Annotated in this window: 21 protein-coding genes; 15 read left to right on the forward strand and 6 right to left on the reverse strand. The window is 72.1% G+C overall.

What is annotated here, in order from left to right; genetic code table 11:
• Positions 1-13: 13 nt before the first annotated feature.
• Both ACH4RC_RS19645 and tsaE read left to right on the forward strand, forming a co-directional pair.
• On the forward strand, positions 14-1,252 hold the full coding sequence (locus ACH4RC_RS19645) for an alpha/beta fold hydrolase (RefSeq protein WP_398202370.1): 1,239 nt from the start codon (positions 14-16) through the stop codon (positions 1,250-1,252).
• Positions 1,215-1,751 (forward strand): tRNA (adenosine(37)-N6)-threonylcarbamoyltransferase complex ATPase subunit type 1 TsaE, encoded by a 537-nt coding sequence (gene tsaE / locus ACH4RC_RS19650; protein WP_398202372.1) that lies wholly within the window; start codon positions 1,215-1,217, stop codon positions 1,749-1,751. Before ACH4RC_RS19645 ends, tsaE begins: the two co-directional genes overlap by 38 nt.
• 568 nt (positions 1,752-2,319) lie before the next feature.
• On the opposite strand, the gene ACH4RC_RS19655 is transcribed toward tsaE, so the two are convergent.
• On the reverse strand, positions 2,320-2,853 hold the full coding sequence (locus ACH4RC_RS19655) for a hypothetical protein (RefSeq protein ID WP_398202373.1): 534 nt from the start codon (positions 2,851-2,853) through the stop codon (positions 2,320-2,322).
• A 157-nt stretch (positions 2,854-3,010) separates the two neighbouring features.
• Here ACH4RC_RS19655 and tsaB point away from each other — a divergent pair, with 157 nt between their 5' ends.
• From tsaB to ACH4RC_RS19680, 5 genes are all read left to right on the forward strand, one after another.
• A complete protein-coding gene (tsaB, locus tag ACH4RC_RS19660) occupies positions 3,011-3,673 on the forward strand; it encodes a tRNA (adenosine(37)-N6)-threonylcarbamoyltransferase complex dimerization subunit type 1 TsaB (protein ID WP_398202375.1) in 663 nt (220 codons plus the stop codon).
• Positions 3,670-4,221, forward strand: a complete 552-nt coding sequence (gene rimI, locus ACH4RC_RS19665; RefSeq protein WP_398202377.1) for a ribosomal protein S18-alanine N-acetyltransferase — start codon at positions 3,670-3,672, stop codon at positions 4,219-4,221. Before tsaB ends, rimI begins: the two co-directional genes overlap by 4 nt.
• Complete coding sequence (tsaD, locus tag ACH4RC_RS19670; RefSeq protein WP_398202379.1) at positions 4,214-5,299, forward strand: tRNA (adenosine(37)-N6)-threonylcarbamoyltransferase complex transferase subunit TsaD; 1,086 nt, start codon at positions 4,214-4,216, stop codon at positions 5,297-5,299. Before rimI ends, tsaD begins: the two co-directional genes overlap by 8 nt.
• On the forward strand, positions 5,296-5,544 hold the full coding sequence (locus ACH4RC_RS19675) for a hypothetical protein (protein ID WP_398202380.1): 249 nt from the start codon (positions 5,296-5,298) through the stop codon (positions 5,542-5,544). Before tsaD ends, ACH4RC_RS19675 begins: the two co-directional genes overlap by 4 nt.
• An 85-nt stretch (positions 5,545-5,629) precedes the next feature.
• On the forward strand, positions 5,630-6,673 hold the full coding sequence (locus ACH4RC_RS19680) for an LCP family protein (RefSeq protein ID WP_398202381.1): 1,044 nt from the start codon (positions 5,630-5,632) through the stop codon (positions 6,671-6,673).
• Positions 6,674-6,695: 22 nt separating this feature from the next.
• Here ACH4RC_RS19680 and ACH4RC_RS19685 read toward each other — a convergent pair whose 3' ends face one another.
• Positions 6,696-7,280 (reverse strand): class I SAM-dependent methyltransferase, encoded by a 585-nt coding sequence (locus tag ACH4RC_RS19685; RefSeq protein ID WP_398202383.1) that lies wholly within the window; start codon positions 7,278-7,280, stop codon positions 6,696-6,698.
• A gap of 107 nt (positions 7,281-7,387) precedes the next feature.
• Here ACH4RC_RS19685 and ACH4RC_RS19690 point away from each other — a divergent pair, with 107 nt between their 5' ends.
• Together ACH4RC_RS19690 and ACH4RC_RS19695 are read left to right on the forward strand one after the other, a co-directional pair.
• Positions 7,388-7,744, forward strand: coding sequence for a YciI family protein (locus ACH4RC_RS19690; protein ID WP_398202385.1), 357 nt, complete (start codon positions 7,388-7,390; stop codon positions 7,742-7,744).
• Between the two features lie 147 nt (positions 7,745-7,891).
• Positions 7,892-9,100, forward strand: coding sequence for an RNA polymerase sigma factor (locus ACH4RC_RS19695; RefSeq protein WP_398202922.1), 1,209 nt, complete (start codon positions 7,892-7,894; stop codon positions 9,098-9,100).
• 62 nt (positions 9,101-9,162) lie between these two features.
• Here ACH4RC_RS19695 and ACH4RC_RS19700 read toward each other — a convergent pair whose 3' ends face one another.
• Entirely contained in the window at positions 9,163-10,392 is a 1,230-nt protein-coding gene (locus ACH4RC_RS19700) for a class I SAM-dependent methyltransferase (protein WP_398202387.1), read from the reverse strand.
• 193 nt (positions 10,393-10,585) lie between these two features.
• Between ACH4RC_RS19700 and ACH4RC_RS19705 the strand changes: the two genes are divergently transcribed.
• From ACH4RC_RS19705 to groL, 4 genes are all read left to right on the forward strand, one after another.
• Positions 10,586-11,440, forward strand: coding sequence for a polysaccharide deacetylase family protein (locus ACH4RC_RS19705; protein ID WP_398202925.1), 855 nt, complete (start codon positions 10,586-10,588; stop codon positions 11,438-11,440).
• Entirely contained in the window at positions 11,437-12,135 is a 699-nt protein-coding gene (locus ACH4RC_RS19710; protein ID WP_398202388.1) for a polysaccharide deacetylase family protein, read from the forward strand. The genes ACH4RC_RS19705 and ACH4RC_RS19710 overlap by 4 nt, the downstream gene beginning before the upstream one ends.
• Positions 12,136-12,442: 307 nt before the next feature.
• The gene (gene groES, locus ACH4RC_RS19715) at positions 12,443-12,751 is read left to right on the forward strand and encodes a co-chaperone GroES (protein WP_282535600.1); all 309 of its coding nucleotides are present in this window, start codon (positions 12,443-12,445) and stop codon (positions 12,749-12,751) included.
• A 120-nt stretch (positions 12,752-12,871) separates the two neighbouring features.
• The gene (gene groL, locus ACH4RC_RS19720; protein ID WP_398202390.1) at positions 12,872-14,497 is read left to right on the forward strand and encodes a chaperonin GroEL; all 1,626 of its coding nucleotides are present in this window, start codon (positions 12,872-12,874) and stop codon (positions 14,495-14,497) included.
• Between the two features lie 219 nt (positions 14,498-14,716).
• Here the strand turns inward: groL and ACH4RC_RS19725 are convergent, their stop codons facing one another.
• On the reverse strand, positions 14,717-15,490 hold the full coding sequence (locus ACH4RC_RS19725; RefSeq protein WP_398202393.1) for an SDR family NAD(P)-dependent oxidoreductase: 774 nt from the start codon (positions 15,488-15,490) through the stop codon (positions 14,717-14,719).
• A gap of 79 nt (positions 15,491-15,569) precedes the next feature.
• Positions 15,570-16,247, reverse strand: coding sequence for an MOSC domain-containing protein (locus ACH4RC_RS19730; RefSeq protein WP_398202395.1), 678 nt, complete (start codon positions 16,245-16,247; stop codon positions 15,570-15,572).
• Between the two features lie 82 nt (positions 16,248-16,329).
• Between ACH4RC_RS19730 and ACH4RC_RS19735 the strand changes: the two genes are divergently transcribed.
• On the forward strand, positions 16,330-17,280 hold the full coding sequence (locus ACH4RC_RS19735; RefSeq protein WP_398202398.1) for a LysR family transcriptional regulator: 951 nt from the start codon (positions 16,330-16,332) through the stop codon (positions 17,278-17,280).
• Positions 17,281-17,360: 80 nt separating this feature from the next.
• Here the strand turns inward: ACH4RC_RS19735 and ACH4RC_RS19740 are convergent, their stop codons facing one another.
• On the reverse strand, positions 17,361-17,702 hold the full coding sequence (locus ACH4RC_RS19740; RefSeq protein ID WP_398202400.1) for a WhiB family transcriptional regulator: 342 nt from the start codon (positions 17,700-17,702) through the stop codon (positions 17,361-17,363).
• 409 nt (positions 17,703-18,111) lie between these two features.
• Between ACH4RC_RS19740 and ACH4RC_RS19745 the strand changes: the two genes are divergently transcribed.
• On the forward strand, positions 18,112-18,723 hold the full coding sequence (locus ACH4RC_RS19745; RefSeq protein WP_003948568.1) for a response regulator transcription factor: 612 nt from the start codon (positions 18,112-18,114) through the stop codon (positions 18,721-18,723).
• The last annotated feature ends 93 nt before the right edge of the window (positions 18,724-18,816 follow it).

The raw sequence follows: 18,816 nt of genomic DNA on the forward strand, positions 1-18,816 counted from the left end.
GGAGGAGCGGCACGTGAGCGAGAGCAGCGCACAGGCCACGGAGGCTGTCGCCGAGGTCGCCGCCGCGGCTCAGGGGAGCTGGCGGCGGGCCGGTCTCGCCGGGGCCGCGATAGGCGTGGTGGCCGCGGGCGCCGCCGCCGGTGTCGCCGTGGAGCGGCTGACCGTGGGGCGCGGCATGCGCCGCAAGGCCCGCCTCGCCCTCGACGCCGCCGGGCCCTACGGGGCGGTGCGCGGCGTCCCGGGGCGGGCCCGCGCCGCCGACGGCACCGAGCTGTACTACGAGGTCGACGAGGTCGAGCCGGTCAGCGGCGAGGGGCCGCGCAGGCGCCGGATCTTCGGCCGCCGGGCCCCCGCCCCCGTCACCGTCGTCTTCAGCCACGGCTACTGCCTCAACCAGGACTCCTGGCACTTCCAGCGCGCGGCCCTGCGCGGCGTCGTCCGCTGCGTGTACTGGGACCAGCGCAGCCACGGCCGCTCCGGGCGCGGCGCCGAGCAGCTCGACCAGGGCGCCCCCGTCTCCATCGACCGGCTCGGCGACGACCTCAAGGCGGTCATCGACGCCGCCGCGCCCGAGGGCCCGGTCGTCCTCGTCGGTCACTCCATGGGCGGCATGACCGTGATGGCGCTGGCCGAGGGCCACCCCGGGCTGATCCGCGAGCGCGTCGTGGGCGTCGCCCTGATCGGTACGTCGTCCGGCAAGCTCGGCGAGGTGAACTACGGGCTTCCGGTCGCCGGGATGAACGCCGTGCGCAAGGTCCTGCCCGGTGTGCTGAAGGCGCTCGGGCAGCGGGCCGAGCTGGTCGAGCGCGGGCGGCGCGCGACCGCCGACCTGTTCGCCGGGATCATCAAGCGGTACTCGTTCGCGACGCGGGACGTCGATCCGGCGATCGCGCGGTTCGCCGAGCGGATGATCGAGGGCACGCCCATCGACGTCGTCGCCGAGTTCTATCCGGCCTTCCAGGAGCACGACAAGACGGCCGCGCTCGCGCACTTCGCGCACCTGCCCGTCCTGGTCCTCGCCGGGCAGCAGGACCTCGTGACGCCGAGCGAGCACAGTGAGGCGATCGCGGCGCTGCTCCCGGAGGCGGAACTCGCCCTGGTCCCGGACGCCGGGCACCTGGTCATGCTGGAGCACCCGGACGCTGTCACGGCCCGCCTCGCGCAGCTCCTCTCGCGGGCGGGTGTGCCGGTCGCAGCCGCTACCGTGGGGAGCCATGGAGACACCGGCAGCACCGCACAGCCCGGCGGCTGACCCCGCCACCCCCGTCACGACCGTCACCGTCACGGTCAACTCCCCCGACGCGATGCGGGAGTTGGGCCTCGCCCTCGCCAAGCAACTGCGCCCCGGCGACCTCGTGATGCTCACCGGCGAACTCGGCGCGGGCAAGACGACCCTGACCCGCGGGCTCGGCGCGGGCCTCGGCGTGCGCGGCGCGGTCACCTCGCCGACCTTCGTGATCGCCCGCGTCCACCCCTCCCTGGCCGACGGCCCGGCCCTCGTCCACGTCGACGCGTACCGGCTCGGCGGCGGCCTCGACGAGATGGAGGACCTCGACCTCGACGTGGACCTGCCCGAGTCCGTCGTCGTCGTGGAATGGGGCGACGGCAAGGTCGAGGAGCTCTCCGACGACCGCCTGCACGTCCTCATCGACCGGGCCACCGGCGACACGACGGACGAGGTCCGCGTGGTCACGTTCCACGGCATCGGCGCGCGCTGGTCCGAGGCCGGTCTGGCCTCGCTGGCGGGCTGAGGGCGCCGGAAGGACCCGTATCCCGACAACGCGTCGGCAAAATGTTGCGCGGCGCGCGTTCGGCGTGTTCACATGGAGACCGGACTTAGTTAGGTCTACCTAACCACGCCTGCTCGGGAGGCGCCATGTCGGCTTCGGAACGTGTTGTGCGGCACACAGGGCCGTCTTCGGAGCGGGGCGCTGCGAGCGGCGGGTTCAGCGGCGGGTTCAGCGGAGGGGGAGGGATGACGGGGGTGTCGATGAGTACCCTGCTGGCCTCGTGCGCGGCGGCCCGCGTCGTCTCGACGCCACCGGTTCAGGCGCCCGCGCCCCGGACGGCCCGGTAGCGGGCGGCATAGGGGTGCGCGAGCGTCACCGCCGGGTGCGGGTCCGTCGTGGTTGCCCGCGCTCCTGGAGCATGCGGCTTCGCCGCGGGCCACAGGGCGCGTGTTGCGCGCGCCTCTCCGAGACGGCGCACGGGGTGCGCATCGCAGGGCCGCGGGGAACCGCGCGACCAGCCGCGACGCACCCGCACCCGGCAGTGAACCCCTACGCACCCGCGGCGGGACCCCGTCTGGAGCTCAGGGGCTCAGGGAACCACGACCACCTTGCGGCCGTACGTCGCGAACTCCCACATCGCCGTGGTGTCCGCCCGGGACCCACGGATGCCGCCCGTCTCCTTCGCCGGATCGGGCTTCGGCGTAGAACCGTCGACCGCCGCGCTGAACCCGACGCCCTTACCGTTCACGGTCGTGAACAGCACGACGTGCTCGATCGGCACCCCGTCGGTCCCGGTGACGGAGCCGGTGCGCTGGATCACCTTGTACGTGCCGGCCGCCGGATCCATCGTGCCGGGCACCACCCCGTACGTGCGCTGCGCCTTGCCGTCCGCGCCGACCAGCCAGACGCGGTCCGCCCTCAGGGCGTAGACGACGCGCTGGCCCGTGCCCGACTTGGCGGGCAGCGCGTTCGCGGGCGCCTTCTTGTCCTTGGGGGAGTGCGACGCCGTGGCCGAGGGAGAGGCACCGGGCTGGGGAGCGACGAGGTCGGAGGGTGCGCTCGCCGAGGCCTGGTAGGCGAGGAAGCCGACCGCGGCGAGCGCGCCGGCGGTCAGCACGGTCACGAATCCGGTACTGCTCCGTGCCACCAGGTGCCTGCCTCTCCAGTACGTAAGTACGACGCCAGTGACGGCTGTACGTGACGGTAGCAGCCAGGACCGACAGGCCCGGGGAGTCGCGGACGCGGACATGTCCACCCCGCCGGAGTCGTAGGCTGTTCGCGTGCTGTTGCTCGCTGTGGATACCGCCACCCCCGCCGTCACCGTCGCCCTGCACGACGGGACCGACACCGTCGCCGCGTCGAGTCAGGTGGACGCCCGCAGACACGGGGAGCTGCTGCTGCCCGCCGTCGACCGGGTGCTCGCCGAGGCCGGCACGGCGCTCGACGCCGTCACCGGGATCGTCGTGGGCATCGGCCCGGGACCGTACACCGGCCTGCGCGTCGGCCTGATGACCGCCGACACCTTCGGGCTCGCGCTCGACGTCCCCGTGCACGGCGTGTGCACGCTCGACGGTCTCGCGTACGCCGCCGGCATCGAGGAGGCCGAGGGCCCCTTCGTGGTGGCCACCGACGCGCGCCGCAAGGAGGTCTACTGGGCGCGCTACGCCGACCGGCGCACCCGCCTCACCGAGCCCGCCGTCGACCGGCCCGCCGACATCGCCGAGGCCGTCGCCGGGCTGCCCGCGGTCGGCGCGGGCGCGCTGCTCTACCCCGACACGTTCACGGACCCGCGCGGCCCCGAGCACGTCTCCGCCGCCGCGCTCGCCGCCCTCGCCGCCGAGAAGCTCGCCGCGGGCGAGGAGCTGCCCGCGCCCCGCCCCCTCTACCTGCGCCGCCCCGACGCGCAGGTCCCCAAGAACTACAAGGTGGTCACCCCGAAGTGACCGTGACCGAGACGGCCGAGCTGCGCGAGATGCGCTGGTGGGACATCGATCCCGTGCTCGCCCTGGAGAAGGACCTCTTCCCCGACGACGCCTGGTCGCGCGGCATGTTCTGGTCGGAGCTCGCCCACGCGCGCGGGGTGGGCTCGACGCGGCGCTACGTCGTCGCGTACGAGGGCGAGAGGCTCGTCGGGTACGGCGGCCTCGCCGCCTCCGGCACCGCCACCGAGAACGGCTCCGCAGACGGCGCCGACGTGCAGACCATCGCCGTCGCCCGCGACCACTGGGGCACCGGCCTCGGCGCCCGCCTCCTCACCGAGCTGCTGCGCCACGCCACCGCCTTCGAGGCGGCGGAGGTCATGCTGGAGGTCCGCGTCGACAACACGCGCGCGCAGAAGCTCTACGAGCGCTTCGGCTTCGAGCCGATCGGCTTCCGCCGCGGCTACTACCAGCCGGGCAACGTGGACGCCCTCGTGATGCGCCTCATCACCACCCAGGAGCCCACCCCCGGGGTTCCCCTCACAGCGACCGAAGAGAAAGACCATGGCTGACGAACCGCTCGTCCTCGGCATCGAGACCTCCTGCGACGAGACCGGCGTCGGCATCGTCCGCGGCACCACCCTGCTCGCCGACGCCGTCGCCTCCAGCGTCGACGAACACGCCCGCTTCGGCGGCGTCGTGCCCGAGGTCGCCTCCCGCGCCCATCTGGAGGCGATGGTCCCGACGATCCAGCGGGCCCTCAAGGACGCCGGGGTCACCGCCAAGGACCTCGACGGCATCTCCGTCACCGCCGGACCCGGCCTCGCGGGCGCCCTGCTCGTCGGCGTCAGCGCCGCGAAGGCGTACGCGTACGCGCTCGGCAAGCCCCTCTACGGCGTCAACCACCTGGCCTCGCACATCTGCGTCGACCAGCTGGAGCACGGCCCCCTGCCCGAGCCGACGATGGCGCTCCTCGTCTCCGGCGGCCACTCCTCGCTCCTGCTCTCCAGCGACATCACCTCCGACGTACGGCCGCTCGGCGCGACCATCGACGACGCGGCGGGCGAGGCGTTCGACAAGATCGCCCGCGTCCTGAACCTCGGCTTCCCCGGCGGCCCCGTCATCGACCGGTACGCCAAGGAAGGCGACCCCGACGCGATCGCCTTCCCGCGCGGACTGACCGGCCCGCGCGACGCCGCGTACGACTTCTCCTTCTCCGGTCTCAAGACGGCCGTGGCCCGCTGGATCGAGGCCAGGCGGGCGGCGGGCGAGGAGGTGCCGGTGCGGGACGTGTCGGCGTCGTTCCAGGAGGCCGTCGTCGACGTGCTGACCCGCAAGGCCGTGCGCGCCTGCAAGGACGAGGGCGTCGACCACCTCATGATCGGCGGCGGGGTCGCCGCCAACTCGCGGCTGCGGGCGCTGGCCCAGGAGCGCTGCGAGCGCGCCGGGATCCGGCTGCGCGTGCCGCGCCCCAAGCTGTGCACGGACAACGGCGCGATGGTCGCGGCGCTCGGCGCGGAGATGGTGGCGAGGAACCGGCAGCCGTCGTCGTGGGACCTGTCGGCGGACTCGTCGCTGCCGGTGACGGAGACGCACGTACCGGGCCATGATCATGTGCACGAGGTCAGCAAGGAGAACCTGTACTCATGACGGTCGCGCTGATGTGGGAGGCGCGGGCCACCGAAGGACGCGGTGCGGAGCTGCTGGCCTGGGTGCAGGCGCAGACGTTCGACCGCGCCCCGGTGCGCCGCGAGACGCTGCGCGCTCCGCAGGACCGGGTTCTCGTCATCACGTGGTGGGACGCGGAGTACGACGCCGAACTGCCCGAACTGCCCGAGCCGGGCGGTGACTTGGTGACGCGGGCCGTCCACAGGTGGCGCTTCGAGGCGGTCTGAGCCGCACTGTTAAATCTGCCTGAGTTTTCCGAAACTGCACGGCAAGTGGTTTACGCCTGTACTAATGCCGACTTATGTTCCGTGCGTGGAAGAGAAGAAACGGTTCCGCGGGCGTGTGGTGAAGACGCGTGCGCTGAAGGCGGTGGCGATCGCCTTCGGCTGCGTCCTCGTACTCGCCGGCGCCGGGGCCGGCTGGGCGTACTGGCACTTCGAGCACAACATACGCAGCGTCGACATCGACAGCGCGCTCGGCGACGACCGCCCGGCCAGGCCGACGCCCAGCGCCGCGCCCTCGGCGTCGCAGGACTCGGAGCCGGTCGACAAGGGCGTCCTCAACTTCCTCGTCCTGGGCTCGGACTCCCGTACCGGTGCGGAGAACAAGGCGCTCGGCGGCGGTGAGGACGGCGGCGCCCGCTCGGACACGGCGATGGTCGTGCACCTGAACGCGGGCCGTACCGAGGCGACCGTCGTCAGCATTCCCCGCGACACCCTCGTCGAACGCCCCTCGTGCCCGACGGAGTCCGGCGGCACGACGGCGGTCGCGTACGACGTCATGTTCAACAGCGCCTACGCGCTCGGCGGCCCGGTCTGCGCGGTGAAGACCGTCGAGCACCTCACCGGCGTCCGCATGGACCACTATCTGGAGATCGACTTCGCGGGGTTCGCGAAGCTCGTCGACGCGCTCGGCGGCGTGGACATCACGACGACCGAGGACATCGACGACGACCTCAGCCACCTCCGCCTCGAGGCGGGTGAGCACCACCTCGACGGCGAGCAGGCCCTCGCCTTCGCCCGCACCCGCCACGGCGTCGGCGACGGCAGCGACCTCGGCCGCATCAAGCTCCAGCAGCAGCTTGTGAAGTCGCTGGTCGGCGAGGTCTCGGCGGACGGCCTCCTGACGGACCCGGCCCGCCTCTACCGCATCGCCGACGCGGCCACCGGCAGCCTCGTCGCCGACACCGGGCTTGACTCCCTCACCGAACTCTCCGACCTGGCCCGCAGCCTGCGCGACCTGCCGGGCGACGCCGTGCGGACCGTCGTCATGCCGGTGGTACCGGCCCCCACGGACGCGAACCGGGTGGTGGCGCGGGAGCCGGAGGCGGCGAAGCTGTGGGAGTCGCTGCGCTGACGTCGGCCCCGACGCCGAAGCGTCACTTCGTGTACGTCAACAGGTAACGCCAGTACAGCAGTTGCCGCACCTCGCTGCCGGGCAGCAGCCGGGCCGCCTCCGCGCGGATCCGCGGCAGCCTCATCTCCGGCTGCCGGACGGGGGCCTTGCGGGAGGGTGTGCGGATGCCCCGGGCGCGTTCGGTGGCGTGGACCGCCGCGCGGGTCAGGGCGTTCGCCGGGGAGGCGACGAGGTCCCGGTAGGTGTGGCCCGCGGAGCAGCCGAGGACGAGGAGGCGGCCGCCCGGGGCGAGGGCGTCGCGGAACCGGGTCAGCGTGGCGAACGGCATGTGGTGCAGGCTGGCCAGGCAGGTGATCACGTCGTAGTGCGCGGGCGGGAGCGGCTCGGTGGAGGCGTCGGCGAGACGGTAGCGCGGGCCACCGCCGGACGCCTCGGCCGCGGCGAGCGTGTCCGGGTCCGGGTCGAGCGCGTCGACCCGGCAGCCCCGGCCGACGAGCCGGCGCGCGAAACGGCCCGTGCCGCAGCCGACGTCGAGCGCGGTTCGGGCGTCGGGCGGCACGTTGCGCAGCAGGAGCCGGTGGTAGTGGTCGTTGTGATCGAAGGGCATACGGGAATTCTTGAAGAATCTCGGCGCTCGTGTCGATCCTGATGCCGGTCGATCGACGCAGGGGTGCAAGCACACCCGCGAGAGCCACGAGAGCACTGGAGACGATCATGCCCCGCTATCTGACGATGGTCCGCGTGGACGAGAACGACGCCCCCGACGGCGGCCCCAGCGAAGAGCTGATGCAGCGCATGGGCGCCCTCATCGAGGAGATGACCAAGGCCGGCGTCCTGCTCGACACGGCGGGTCTGACCCCGACCGCGCAGGGCAAGCGCGTGCACTACGCCAAGGGCGAGATCAGCGTCACGGACGGCCCCTTCACCGAGTCCAAGGAGGTCGTCGGCGGCTACGCGATCATCCAGGCGAAGGACGAGGCCGAGGTCCTTGAGTGGACCAAGCGGTTCCTGCGGGTCCACGGCGAGGAGTGGAACGTCACCTCCGAGATCCGCGAGATAGCGGAGGGCTGAGAGCCTGTCCTCGACAAGAGGCTGACCGGCCGGCGCGGGGCTTTCCCTCCGCCCCGCCCCGGTGTCTGATGGTGGGCTGTGAACGAGCACCGCTCCACGGCCCGCCCGGATACCGCCACCGCCCGCGCCATCGAGACCGTCTTCCGCATGGAGGCCCCGCGCATCATCGCCGCCGTCACGCGCGTCGTGCGTGACGTCGGCATCGCGGAGGAACTCGCGCAGGACGCGCTCGTCGCCGCCCTCGAACAGTGGCCGGAGACCGGCGTGCCCGAGCGGCCGGGCGGCTGGCTCACCGCCGTCGCCCGGCGCCGCGCCGTCGACCTCGTGCGCCGCCGCGAGAACTACGCCCGCAAGCTCGAAGAGGTCGGCAGGGCGACGGAGTTCGCGTACGAGGAGCAGGGCCCCGCCGACCCGGACGACATCGACGACGACCTGCTCCGCCTCACCTTCATGACGTGCCACCCGGTGCTGTCGGCCGAGGCCCGCGTCGCCCTCACCCTGCGCCTGCTCGGCGGCCTGACCACCGCGGAGACGGCCCGCGCGGTGCTCGCCCCCGAGCCGACGGTCGCCCAGCGCGTCGTCCGCGCCAAACGCACCCTCGCCACCCGCAACGTCGCCTTCGAGGTGCCCACTGGCCCCGACCGTGAGGCCCGCCTCGGCTCGGTCCTGGAGGTCATCTACCTCATCTTCAACGAGGGGTACGCGGCCACCGCCGGCGACGACTACCTGCGCCCCGGCCTGTGCGAGGACGCCCTGCGCCTGGCCCGCGTACTCCAGTCGCTGATGCCCAAGGAGCCCGAAGTCCACGCACTGGCCGCCCTGCTGGAGCTCCAGTCGTCCCGCACGGCCACCCGCACGGCCGCCGACGGCTCGCCCGTCCTGCTCAAGGACCAGAACCGGACACGCTGGAACACGCTCCTGATCCGGCGCGGGTTCGCGGCGCTCGGCCGGGCGGACGCGGTGGCGTCGGGACCGCCGGGACCGTACGCGCTGCAGGCCGCGATCGCCGCCTGCCACGCGCAGGCGCACACCTACGAGGAGACCAACTGGGCCCAGATCGCCGCCCTCTACAGCCTCCTCGCCGCCCGCACCCCGTCCCCGGTGGTCCGGCTCAACCAGGCGGTGGCGGTGTCGATGGTGGAGGGCCCGGCCGCGGCCCTGCCCCTCGTGGACGCGCTGGCCGGCGAACCGGCCCTGCGCACCTACCACTTGCTGCCGAGCGTCCGCGCGGACCTGCTCGAACGGATGGGGCGGGTGGCGGAGGCACGGGAGGAGTACGGGCGGGCGGCGGGGCTGGCGCGCAATGAGCGGGAGCGGGAATTCCTCCTGGCCAAGTCCGACCCCGCCCGCGATTGAGCCCCGCACATCCAGCGTCTCCGGCGTTCGGGGAGCGGGGTCCGGGGCAGCGCCCCGCGGCCTCAGCCAAGGGCGACAGGACCCCCGAGAAGCATGGTCGGCGCCCCGGCGACCCGCGTCATGAACACGGTCACCGCCCGCTTCCCGTACGGCTTGGGCATGACTTTGCGCCGCAACTCCTCCGGCTCGACAGCGGACCCCCGCTTCTTCACGGTGAGCACCCCCACCTCCCGCTCCCGCAGCAGCGCCTTCAGCTTCTTCACGTTGAACGGCAGCTGATCCGTGATCTCGTACGCGGCGGCATACGGGGTCGGGCGCGCCTCGTCGCCGGTGATGTACGCGATGGTCTCGTCGATGAGCCCGCCACCCACCTGCTCGGCCACCTCGGCGACGAGATGCGCACGGATGACGGCGCCGTCGGGCTCGTACAGATACCGCCCCACGGACCGCACTCCGGGATCCGGAAGCCCGCGCCCGACGAGCCCCCGCGCCCCGGGCAGCAGCGTGGCCCGCATCCGCCCCGGCTCCGTGCCGAACCACAGCACCGCCTCCTTCACATCACCCCCGTCCGAGATCCACTCGGCGTCGGCCCCGGCCGGGATCGCCTCGTGCGGGATGCCGGGCGCGATCTTCAGCGCGGCGCGCGGGGCGGCGAGCGCGGCGGAGACGGCCCAGGAGAGCGGCGGCGAGTACGCCTCGGGGTCGAAGATCCGCCCGCGCTTGGCGGAACGCCGGGCCGGGTCGACGAAGACGGCGTCGTACGGGGACGTGTCCACCTCCGTCACGTCCGCCTCCCGCACCTCGATGAGGCCGTCGAGACCGAGCGCGGCGGCGTTGGCGCGCGCGACGGCGCAGGTGTGCGGGTCGCGGTCGACGGCGAGCACCGAGATGCCCGCGCGGGCCAGGGCGATCGCGTCGCCGCCGATGCCGCAGCACAGGTCGGCGACGGAGCGGACGCCGAGCGAGCGGAAGGACGCGGCGCGGTGGGCGGCGACCCCGCCGCGGGTGGCCTGCTCGACCCCGTTCGGCGTGAAGTACATGAGGCCCGCGTCCTCGGCCCCGAACTTCGCGACCGCCCGCTGCCGCAGCCGCGCCTGCGCGAGCGCCGCCGAGACGAGCGGGGCCGGGTGGTCGCGGCGCAGCCGGGTGGCGAGGGCGAGCTCCTGCGCCGGATCGTGCTCGCGCAAGGCGTCGAGCAGGGCCTGGCCCTCCGGGGCGAGGAGGGCACGGAAGTCGGCGGCGGCGTCGGCCGAGGCGTTCTCGGAAGCGGGGGATGCACTCACTCGGTCCATTGTGGGCCAGTCGGAGGACCGTACGGACGCGGTGGCGGTGTCGCCCCCTGACCAGGGCTCTGAGCTGCGAGGATTCGGCGCCATGCGACGAGTGTCGGTACGACAAGATGACAGGGCCCCCGCGACCGCCGCCGGGCCGGCGCGCGCGCGACCCGCCCGCCGGGCCGTGGCGCCGACGACGGCGGCGCTGGCCATGGCGGTCCTCGCGACGGCGGCGCTCGCGACGGCCTGCGCGAGCGATCCGGACGACACCGGCGACCCGCCGCCGTCGGCACCGGCCGTCGCCGGCGACGCGGCGCGTCCGGCCCTCGGCCAACAGGCCCGGCGCGCGGCGGCGGCCCGGCGCTGGGGCCTGGCCAGGACCCCCCTCACCGCACCGAAGCCGCCCACGAGGAAACCGGTCATCAGGCCGCGCGCGGGGTTCGAGGTCGACGGCCAGGACCGCCTCGCCCTGCCGCCGGTCTTCACGACCGTGCCGACCACGGACAAGGTCGTCTTCCTCACCATCGACGACGGCGCCGAGAAGGACCCGCGCTTCCTGCGGATGATGAGCGACCTGCAGATCCCGTACTCGGCGTTCCTGACCGACACGGAAGTCAGGAAGAAGAAGCCCGGCTACGCGTACTTCAAGAAGGCCCGCTCGCTGGGTGCGACCCTCAACAATCACACCCTGCACCACCGCTTCCTGCCGGACCTCTCCTACGCGCAGCAGAAGCACGAGATCTGCGGCATGCAGGACAAGCTCGAGGACCACTACGGCAAACGCCCCACCCTCTTCCGCCCCCCGTACGGCGACTACGACCAGGACACCTTGAGAGCCGCCAAGGCCTGCGGCATCGAGCACGCGCCGATCTGGAACGCCGAGGTGTTCGCCGACCGCATCGACCACCGCGAATGGGACCGGTCCCTCCACCCCGGCGACATCGTCCTCACGCACTTCCGGGGCCGCGAGGACTGGGCGGGCACGATGCCCGACATGGCCCGCACGTTCCTGGACCGTGTCACCGCCGAGGGGTACGCGGTGGCGCGCCTCGAGGACTACCTGTGACACCGCGCCGCACCGTCGCCGGCACCCTGGCGGCCGCCCTGCTCCTCACCGGCTGCGCCCAGTCCGTCGACCCGATCGAACGGATGGGGCGCAAGGCGGCGCAACGGGTCCGCCACCATCACCCGGCCCCGGCGGCGGCACCACCGGCCGGTACTGCGCCGACCGTCCCTCCCGTGGTCGACCACATCCCCACCCGCGACAAGGTCGTCTTCCTGACCTACGACCTCGACGGCGACGGCGGAAGGCCCACGGACCCCGCCTTCCTGGCGCTGGTCCGCGACAGCCACCTGCCGCTCACGGTCTTCACCGCCGGGCCGGGCCGCCACGATTCCCTGGGACGGCTGCGCGCCCTGGGCGCCGACCTCGAGAACCGCACCTTCACGCACCCCGCCCTGCCCGGCCTCGGCTACGTGGAACAGCACACGCAGATCTGCGCCCAGCAGAACCACCTCAGGTCCCGCTTCGGCCGGACCCCGCGCCTGCTCCGCCCGCCGTCAGGCGCGTACGACGCGACGACGCTGAGAGCAGCGGCGGCCTGCGGCATCAAGGCAATCGTCCTGTGGACCCCCGACCCGACGACCCTCCACCCGGGGGCCATCATCCGCACAACCCCGAGCAAGAGCCTGACCGGCAGGCTGCTGCGCGAGATCCGGCACCAGGGCTACGAGGTGGCCGCGCTGAGCGACTACCTGTGAAGGCTCACCGCTCAGGGGCGCGGGGAACTGCGCGACAAGCCACGACGACGGCGCACTCGGCAACGAACCGAACCCCACGGCGGGGCTCCCGTCACCGAGCGCAGGCCCACCGAAGACCCGCCGCGTCGCCGGACGATTGGCACTCCGCTTGACCGAGTGCTAATCGCGGTCATAGTCTCAACCCTGGCACTCGCCACTGGAGAGTGCCAACAGCGACGGGCAGGTCCGGCACCCGCGACGACGGATCCACCTGGTCGCCACCTCAGACTCTTAACCCCGTGAGATCTCCGAAGGGGGAGACCGGATCGTGACGACCGCCAGCTCCAAGGTTGCCATCAAGCCGCTCGAGGACCGCATTGTGGTCCAGCCGCTCGACGCCGAGCAGACCACGGCCTCCGGCCTGGTCATTCCGGACACCGCGAAGGAGAAGCCCCAGGAGGGCGTCGTCCTCGCCGTGGGCCCGGGCCGCTTCGAGAACGGCGAGCGCCTGCCGCTCGACGTGAAGTCCGGCGACATCGTGCTGTACAGCAAGTACGGCGGCACCGAGGTCAAGTACAACGGCGAGGAGTACCTCGTCCTCTCGGCGCGCGACGTCCTCGCGATCGTCGAGAAGTAAGCGGCCTGAAAAAGCAGCTTTTGATGTGAAGTGCGCCCCTGGCACCCGCGACCGTAAGAAGCCGGGGTCAGGGGCGTTCTTCGTTCACCCCTAGTTTTTCGAGAGGGCTGAAACGCTCCCATGGCGAAGATCCTGAAGTTTGACGAGGACGCCCGTCGCGCCCTCGAGCGCGGCGTCAACAAGCTTGCCGACACGGTCAAGGTGACGATCGGTCCCAAGGGCCGCAATGTCGTCATCGACAAGAAGTTCGGCGCTCCCACCATCACCAACGACGGTGTGACCATCGCCCGCGAGGTCGAGGTCGAGGACCCGTACGAGAACCTCGGCGCGCAGCTGGTGAAGGAGGTGGCGACCAAGACCAACGACATCGCGGGTGACGGTACGACCACCGCCACCGTGCTCGCCCAGGCCCTGGTCAAGGAGGGTCTGCGCAACGTTGCCGCGGGCGCCTCCCCGGCCGCCCTGAAGAAGGGCATCGACGCCGCGGTCAAGGCCGTGTCCGAGGACCTCCTCGCCACCGCCCGCCCGATCGACGAGAAGTCCGACATCGCGGCCGTCGCCGGTCTGTCCGCCCAGGACAGCCAGGTCGGCGAGCTCATCGCCGAGGCGATGGACAAGGTCGGCAAGGACGGTGTCATCACCGTCGAGGAGTCCAACACCTTCGGTCTGGAGCTCGACTTCACCGAGGGCATGGCCTTCGACAAGGGCTACCTGTCCCCGTACTTCGTCACCGACCAGGAGCGTATGGAGGCCGTCCTCGACGACCCGTACATCCTGATCCACCAGGGCAAGATCGGCTCGATCCAGGACCTGCTCCCGCTCCTGGAGAAGGTCATCCAGTCCGGCGGCTCCAAGCCGCTCCTGATCATCGCCGAGGACGTCGAGGGCGAGGCCCTGTCGACCCTGGTCGTGAACAAGATCCGCGGCACGTTCAACGCCGTCGCGGTCAAGGCCCCCGGCTTCGGCGACCGCCGCAAGGCGATGCTCCAGGACATGGCCACCCTCACCGGTGCCACCGTCATCGCCGAGGAGGTCGGCCTCAAGCTCGACCAGGCCGGTCTGGACGTGCTCGGCTCCGCCCGCCGCGTCACCATCACCAAGGACGACACCACGATCGTCGACGGTGGCGGCAACAAGGCCGACGTCGAGGGCCGCGTCAACCAGATCAAGGCCGAGATCGAGAACACGGACTCCGACTGGGACCGCGAGAAGCTCCAGGAGCGCCTCGCGAAGCTCGCCGGCGGCGTCTGCGTCATCAAGGTCGGTGCCGCGACCGAGGTCGAGCTCAAGGAGAAGAAGCACCGTCTGGAGGACGCCATCTCCGCGACCCGCGCCGCGGTCGAGGAGGGCATCGTCTCCGGTGGTGGCTCCGCGCTCGTCCACGCCGTGAAGGTCCTCGAGGGCTCCCTCGGCAAGGAGGGCGACGAGGCCACCGGTGTCGCCGTCGTCCGCCGCGCCGCCGTCGAGCCGCTGCGCTGGATCGCCGAGAACGCGGGCCTCGAGGGCTACGTCATCGTCTCCAAGGTCGCCGAGCTCGAGAAGGGCTTCGGCTACAACGCCGCGACCGGCGAGTACGGCGACCTGGTCAAGGCCGGCGTCATCGACCCGGTCAAGGTCACGCGCTCCGCCCTGGAGAACGCCGCGTCCATCGCCTCCCTGCTCCTGACGACCGAGACCCTGGTCGTCGAGAAGCCGGCGGAGGAGGAGCCCGAGGCCGGCGGCCACGGGCACGGCCACTCCCACTGACGCGCTCCGCTTCAGTGACCTGAGGCCCGGCTCCCTGTGTTTCGGGGGTCGGGCCTCCTGGCTTTTCCGGGGCGCGTCTGCCCAGACCTGCTCGTCGCCGGGTGCGGGTGGTGTGTGGCTGGTCGCGCAGTTCCCCGCGCCCCTGGCGGGGCCGGGCCTCAGTGCGTTCAGCTGGCCCCACAGCCCGAGCCCAGGGCCACGCCTTTCCTCTCTACTGGTCTACTGGGGACCGTACTTCCGGCCTGTCCGTGACGTCACCCCGCCCAGCAAGCCCCGCGGGGTCACCTTCACCACGCCCATCAGCGCCTTGTACCTGGGGTCCGGGATCGACAGGGACTTGCCGCGGTTCAGGTCCGTGAGCGCCGCCGTGACCAGCTTGTCGGCGTCGAGCCACATCCACTTCGGGATGTTGTCCGTGCCCATCCCGGCGCGCTCGTGGAACTCCGTACGGACGAAGCCGGGGCAGAGCGCCATCAGCCGGACCCCGGAACCCGCCAGATCCTTGGCCACGCCCTGGGTGAACTGGACGACCCAGGCTTTCGAGGCCCCATACGTGCCGCGAGGCACGAACGCCGCCACCGACGCCACGTTGATCACACCGCCGCGGCCGCGCTCGCGCATCGCGCCGGTCGCCGCCGAGGTGAGCCGAAGGACGGCCTCGCAGTGCACCTTCAGCATCGTCAGCTCGTCGGCCATGGGCACGTCCAGGAAGCTGCCCTTGTTGCCGAAGCCGGCGTTGTTGATCAGCAGGTCGACCGCGGCCTTCGGGTCGGCCAGGCGTCTCTCGACCGTCGCGATGCCGTCGTCCGTGGCGAGGTCGGCCGTGAGGACCTCGGCCTCGATGCCGTGCCGGTCGTGCAGCTCGGTCGCCTGCTCCTGGAGCCGCTTCGTGTCGCGGGCGACGAGCACCAGGTTGTGTCCGTCGGCGGCGAGGCGCCGGGCGAAGGCGGCGCCGATGCCCGCGGTGGATCCCGTGATCAGTGCCGTAGTCATGGAGCAAGGTTAGTGAGGGGCGGGCGGTGGTCGTGATCATCGGGCGGGTCTGCCCCAACCCCTCACCTGCCCGCACCCCTCACGCCGTACGCGCGCCGTTCTTCTCCGCATACGTCCGCGCCGTCGCCGCCACCTCGCCGTGCAGCGCGTCCCCGGCCGCAAGGACCCGCGGCAGCAGCTCCCGCTCCGTCATCAGCGCGCGGAACTCGAAGGAGACGGTCACCTCGTGCGCGGGGCGGTGCACGACCTCGATGGTGTCGCCCGCGCGGATCTCACCCGGCTCTATCACCCGCAGATAGGCGCCCGGCCGCCGCTGCTGCGTGAACCGCTTGACCCAGCCCTTCTCACCCAGGTGACCTTGGAAGGTCTTGCACGGGATACGGCTCGCGCTGACCTCCAGGAGCAGGTCGCGGCCGATCCGCCAGCGCTCGCCGATCTTCGCGCCGCACACGTCGACGCCCTCGGTGGTGAGGTTCTCGCCGAAGGAGCCGCTGGGCAGGGTGCGGCCGAGCGCGCGCTCCCACTCGTCGAGGTCCTCGCGGGCGAACGCGTACACCGCCTGGTCGTTCCCGCCGTGGTGGCGCGTGTCGCACACGCTGTCCCCCGCGACGCCGCTCGCTCCCGTGCCCTTCGGCCCCGGCGCGCTCACCCGGACCGGGCCCTCGACCGGCTGCTTGTCGATGCCGGTCACGCCGTCGGGCTGGGCGGTGTAATCGACGGCCTTGGCGCGGCCCAGGTTCAGCGACAGAAGCTTCATGACATCGCACGGTACGGGACCTGCCGTCAAAGCCGCCACGCGGTATTCGGCGATCGCCCCAAGCGGCGCTTATGCTTGAACCATGATCGAGGCCCGGCACCTTCGTGTCCTGCGCGCCGTCGCCGCCACCGGCTCCTTCTCGGCGGCGGCCCGCGAACTGGGCTGCACGCAGCCCGCCGTCAGCCAGCAGATGAAGGCCCTGGAGTCGTCGGCCGGTACGCCGCTGCTGATCCGCACGGGCCGTGAGATGCGGCTGACGCAGGCCGGTGAGGCGCTCGTACGCCACGCGGCGGGCATCCTCGCCGGGCTCACCGCCGCCGAGGAGGAGATCGCCGCGATCGCGGGCCTGCGCGCGGGCCGCGTCCGCCTCGTCTCCTTCCCGAGCGGCAGCTCGACCCTCGTCCCGACCGCCCTCGCCGCCCTGCGCGCCGAACACCCCGGCACCCGTGTATCGCTGGTGGAGGCAGAGCCCCCGCGCTCGGTGGAGATGCTGCGCGAGGGCGACTGCGACGTGGCTCTCGCCTTCCGTTATGAGGGGCGGCGCGAAGCGCCTCAGCAGAAGGGCGGTGGCGGGCGACGGGAGGGCGAAGGCGCCCATGCCGCCGAGGAGTGGGACGACCTCGTCGTGCGGCCGCTGCTCGCCGACCGGCTCGTCGGGCTCGTCGCCGAGGGGCATCCGCTCGCCGACGCGGGCTCGGTCACCATCGACGCGTTCGCCGACGACCCCTGGATCGCGGGCTGCCCGCGCTGCCGCCGACAGCTCGTCGAGGTCTGCCGGGGCGCCGGGTTCGCCCCGCGCATCGACTTCGCCACGGACGACTACCCGGCGGTGGTCGGCCTGGTCGGCGCGGGGCTCGGAGTTGCCGTCCTTCCCGAACTGGCCATCGAATCCGTTCGGCCCAAGGGTGCACGCACAGTGACGGTGGAGCCGCCCGTGCGACGCGAGATCGTGGCGCTCACGCTGCCCGATCTGGCCCAGGTCCCGGCGGTCGCCGCGACCCTCGACCACCTGGCGAAGGCCGCCGCCCGCTGAGTCCGGGCCTCGCGCGGCGCCCGTCAGGCCTGCTGGAGAAACGTTCCTTCAGTGATTCGCGGTGATGTGTCGGTGAGCCGTCAGTGTCCCGGCTCGGTGGGTGCGGAACCGCCGACGGCCGCCGCCGACGCCGTGACGAGCCGGTTGCGGGCCCGCCCCATCAGCTCTTCGCGCTCGTCCTCGGTGAGGCCGCCCCACACGCCGTACGGCTCCCGCACCTGAAGGGCGTGAGCTGCGCACTCCGCGCGGACCGGGCACCTCATGCAGACCTCTTTCGCCGAGTTCTCACGCGCGCTGCGCGCCGCTCCTCGCTCGCCCTCCGGGTGGAAGAAGAGCGAGCTGTCGACCCCGCGGCAGGCCGCGAGGAGCTGCCAGTCCCAGAGGTCGGCGTTCGGTCCGGGAAGGCGGGAGAAATCTGCCATTGCGTAGTCCCCTTGTAGCCGGTTGTGGCCGGTTTCATCCGGTTGTGGCGCGGATACGGTGCCTGACCGTACATCTACTATCTAAGGAGATGAAAATATGACTCATTGCGAATCTAGCTACAGACACCAGGAAAAGTGAAGAAAAGCCGCCAAATAGGGCATAGCTTGTGATGAAACTTTGAGGGTCCGTCGCAGCTCCTCCACTGTGTCCGGGCCCTCACGTAGAGTGCCGAACGAGACCGTCCGACCCGTAACTCTTTCGAGTGACCGTCGTTGGTAGTGCGGAGGCGGTTGAAAGAACAAGCGCTCGGGCATCTGTCCGGTGGTTTGCGAGTGTCGACCGCACAGGTGACGATTCGTACAAAGCCTGGAGGCTCAAGGTGACGCGCATCAGCTGCGGAGGACGGTCATGACATCCGTCCTCGTCTGCGACGACTCCCCGCTCGCCCGAGAAGCGCTCCGCCGCGCGGTCGCGACCGTGCCCGGCGTCGAGCGTGTGACGACCGCGGCCAACGGGGAGGAAGTCCTCCGCCGCTGGGGCGCCGACCGCTCGGACCTGATTCTGATGGACGTACGCATGCCCGGACTGGGCGGCGTCGAGACGGTCAGGAGGCTGCTCTCCGCCGACCCCGGTGCGCGCATCATCATGCTCACCGTGGCCGAGGACCTGGACGGGGTGGCGCTCGCCGTCGCCGCCGGCGCCCGCGGTTATCTGCACAAGGACGCCTCGCGCGCCGAACTGCGGGCCACCGTGACGCAGGCGCTCGCCGACCCCACGTGGCGGCTCGCCCCGCGCAGACTGCGCTCGGCCGAGATGGGCGCGGCGCCCACGCTCACCGCGCGCGAGATCCAGGTGCTCGAAGGCATGAGTCACGGCCGGTCCAACGCGGAGATCGGGCGCGAGCTCTTCCTCTCCGAGGACACCGTGAAGACGCATGCGCGGCGCTTGTTCAAGAAGCTCGGGGCTTCCGACCGGGCGCACGCCGTCGCGCTCGGGTTCCGGTGGGGCCTCGTGCGGTAGCGCGCCGTCGGGGTGTGGTGGCCGGCCGCCCGCGAGTCCGTCGTGGCTGGGCGCGCCGTTCGCCGCGCCCCTGGCGGGGCACGGCGGACGGCG

The sequence above is a fragment of the Streptomyces sp. NPDC016845 genome (assembly GCF_044332585.1).
Classification (GTDB): domain Bacteria; phylum Actinomycetota; class Actinomycetes; order Streptomycetales; family Streptomycetaceae; genus Streptomyces.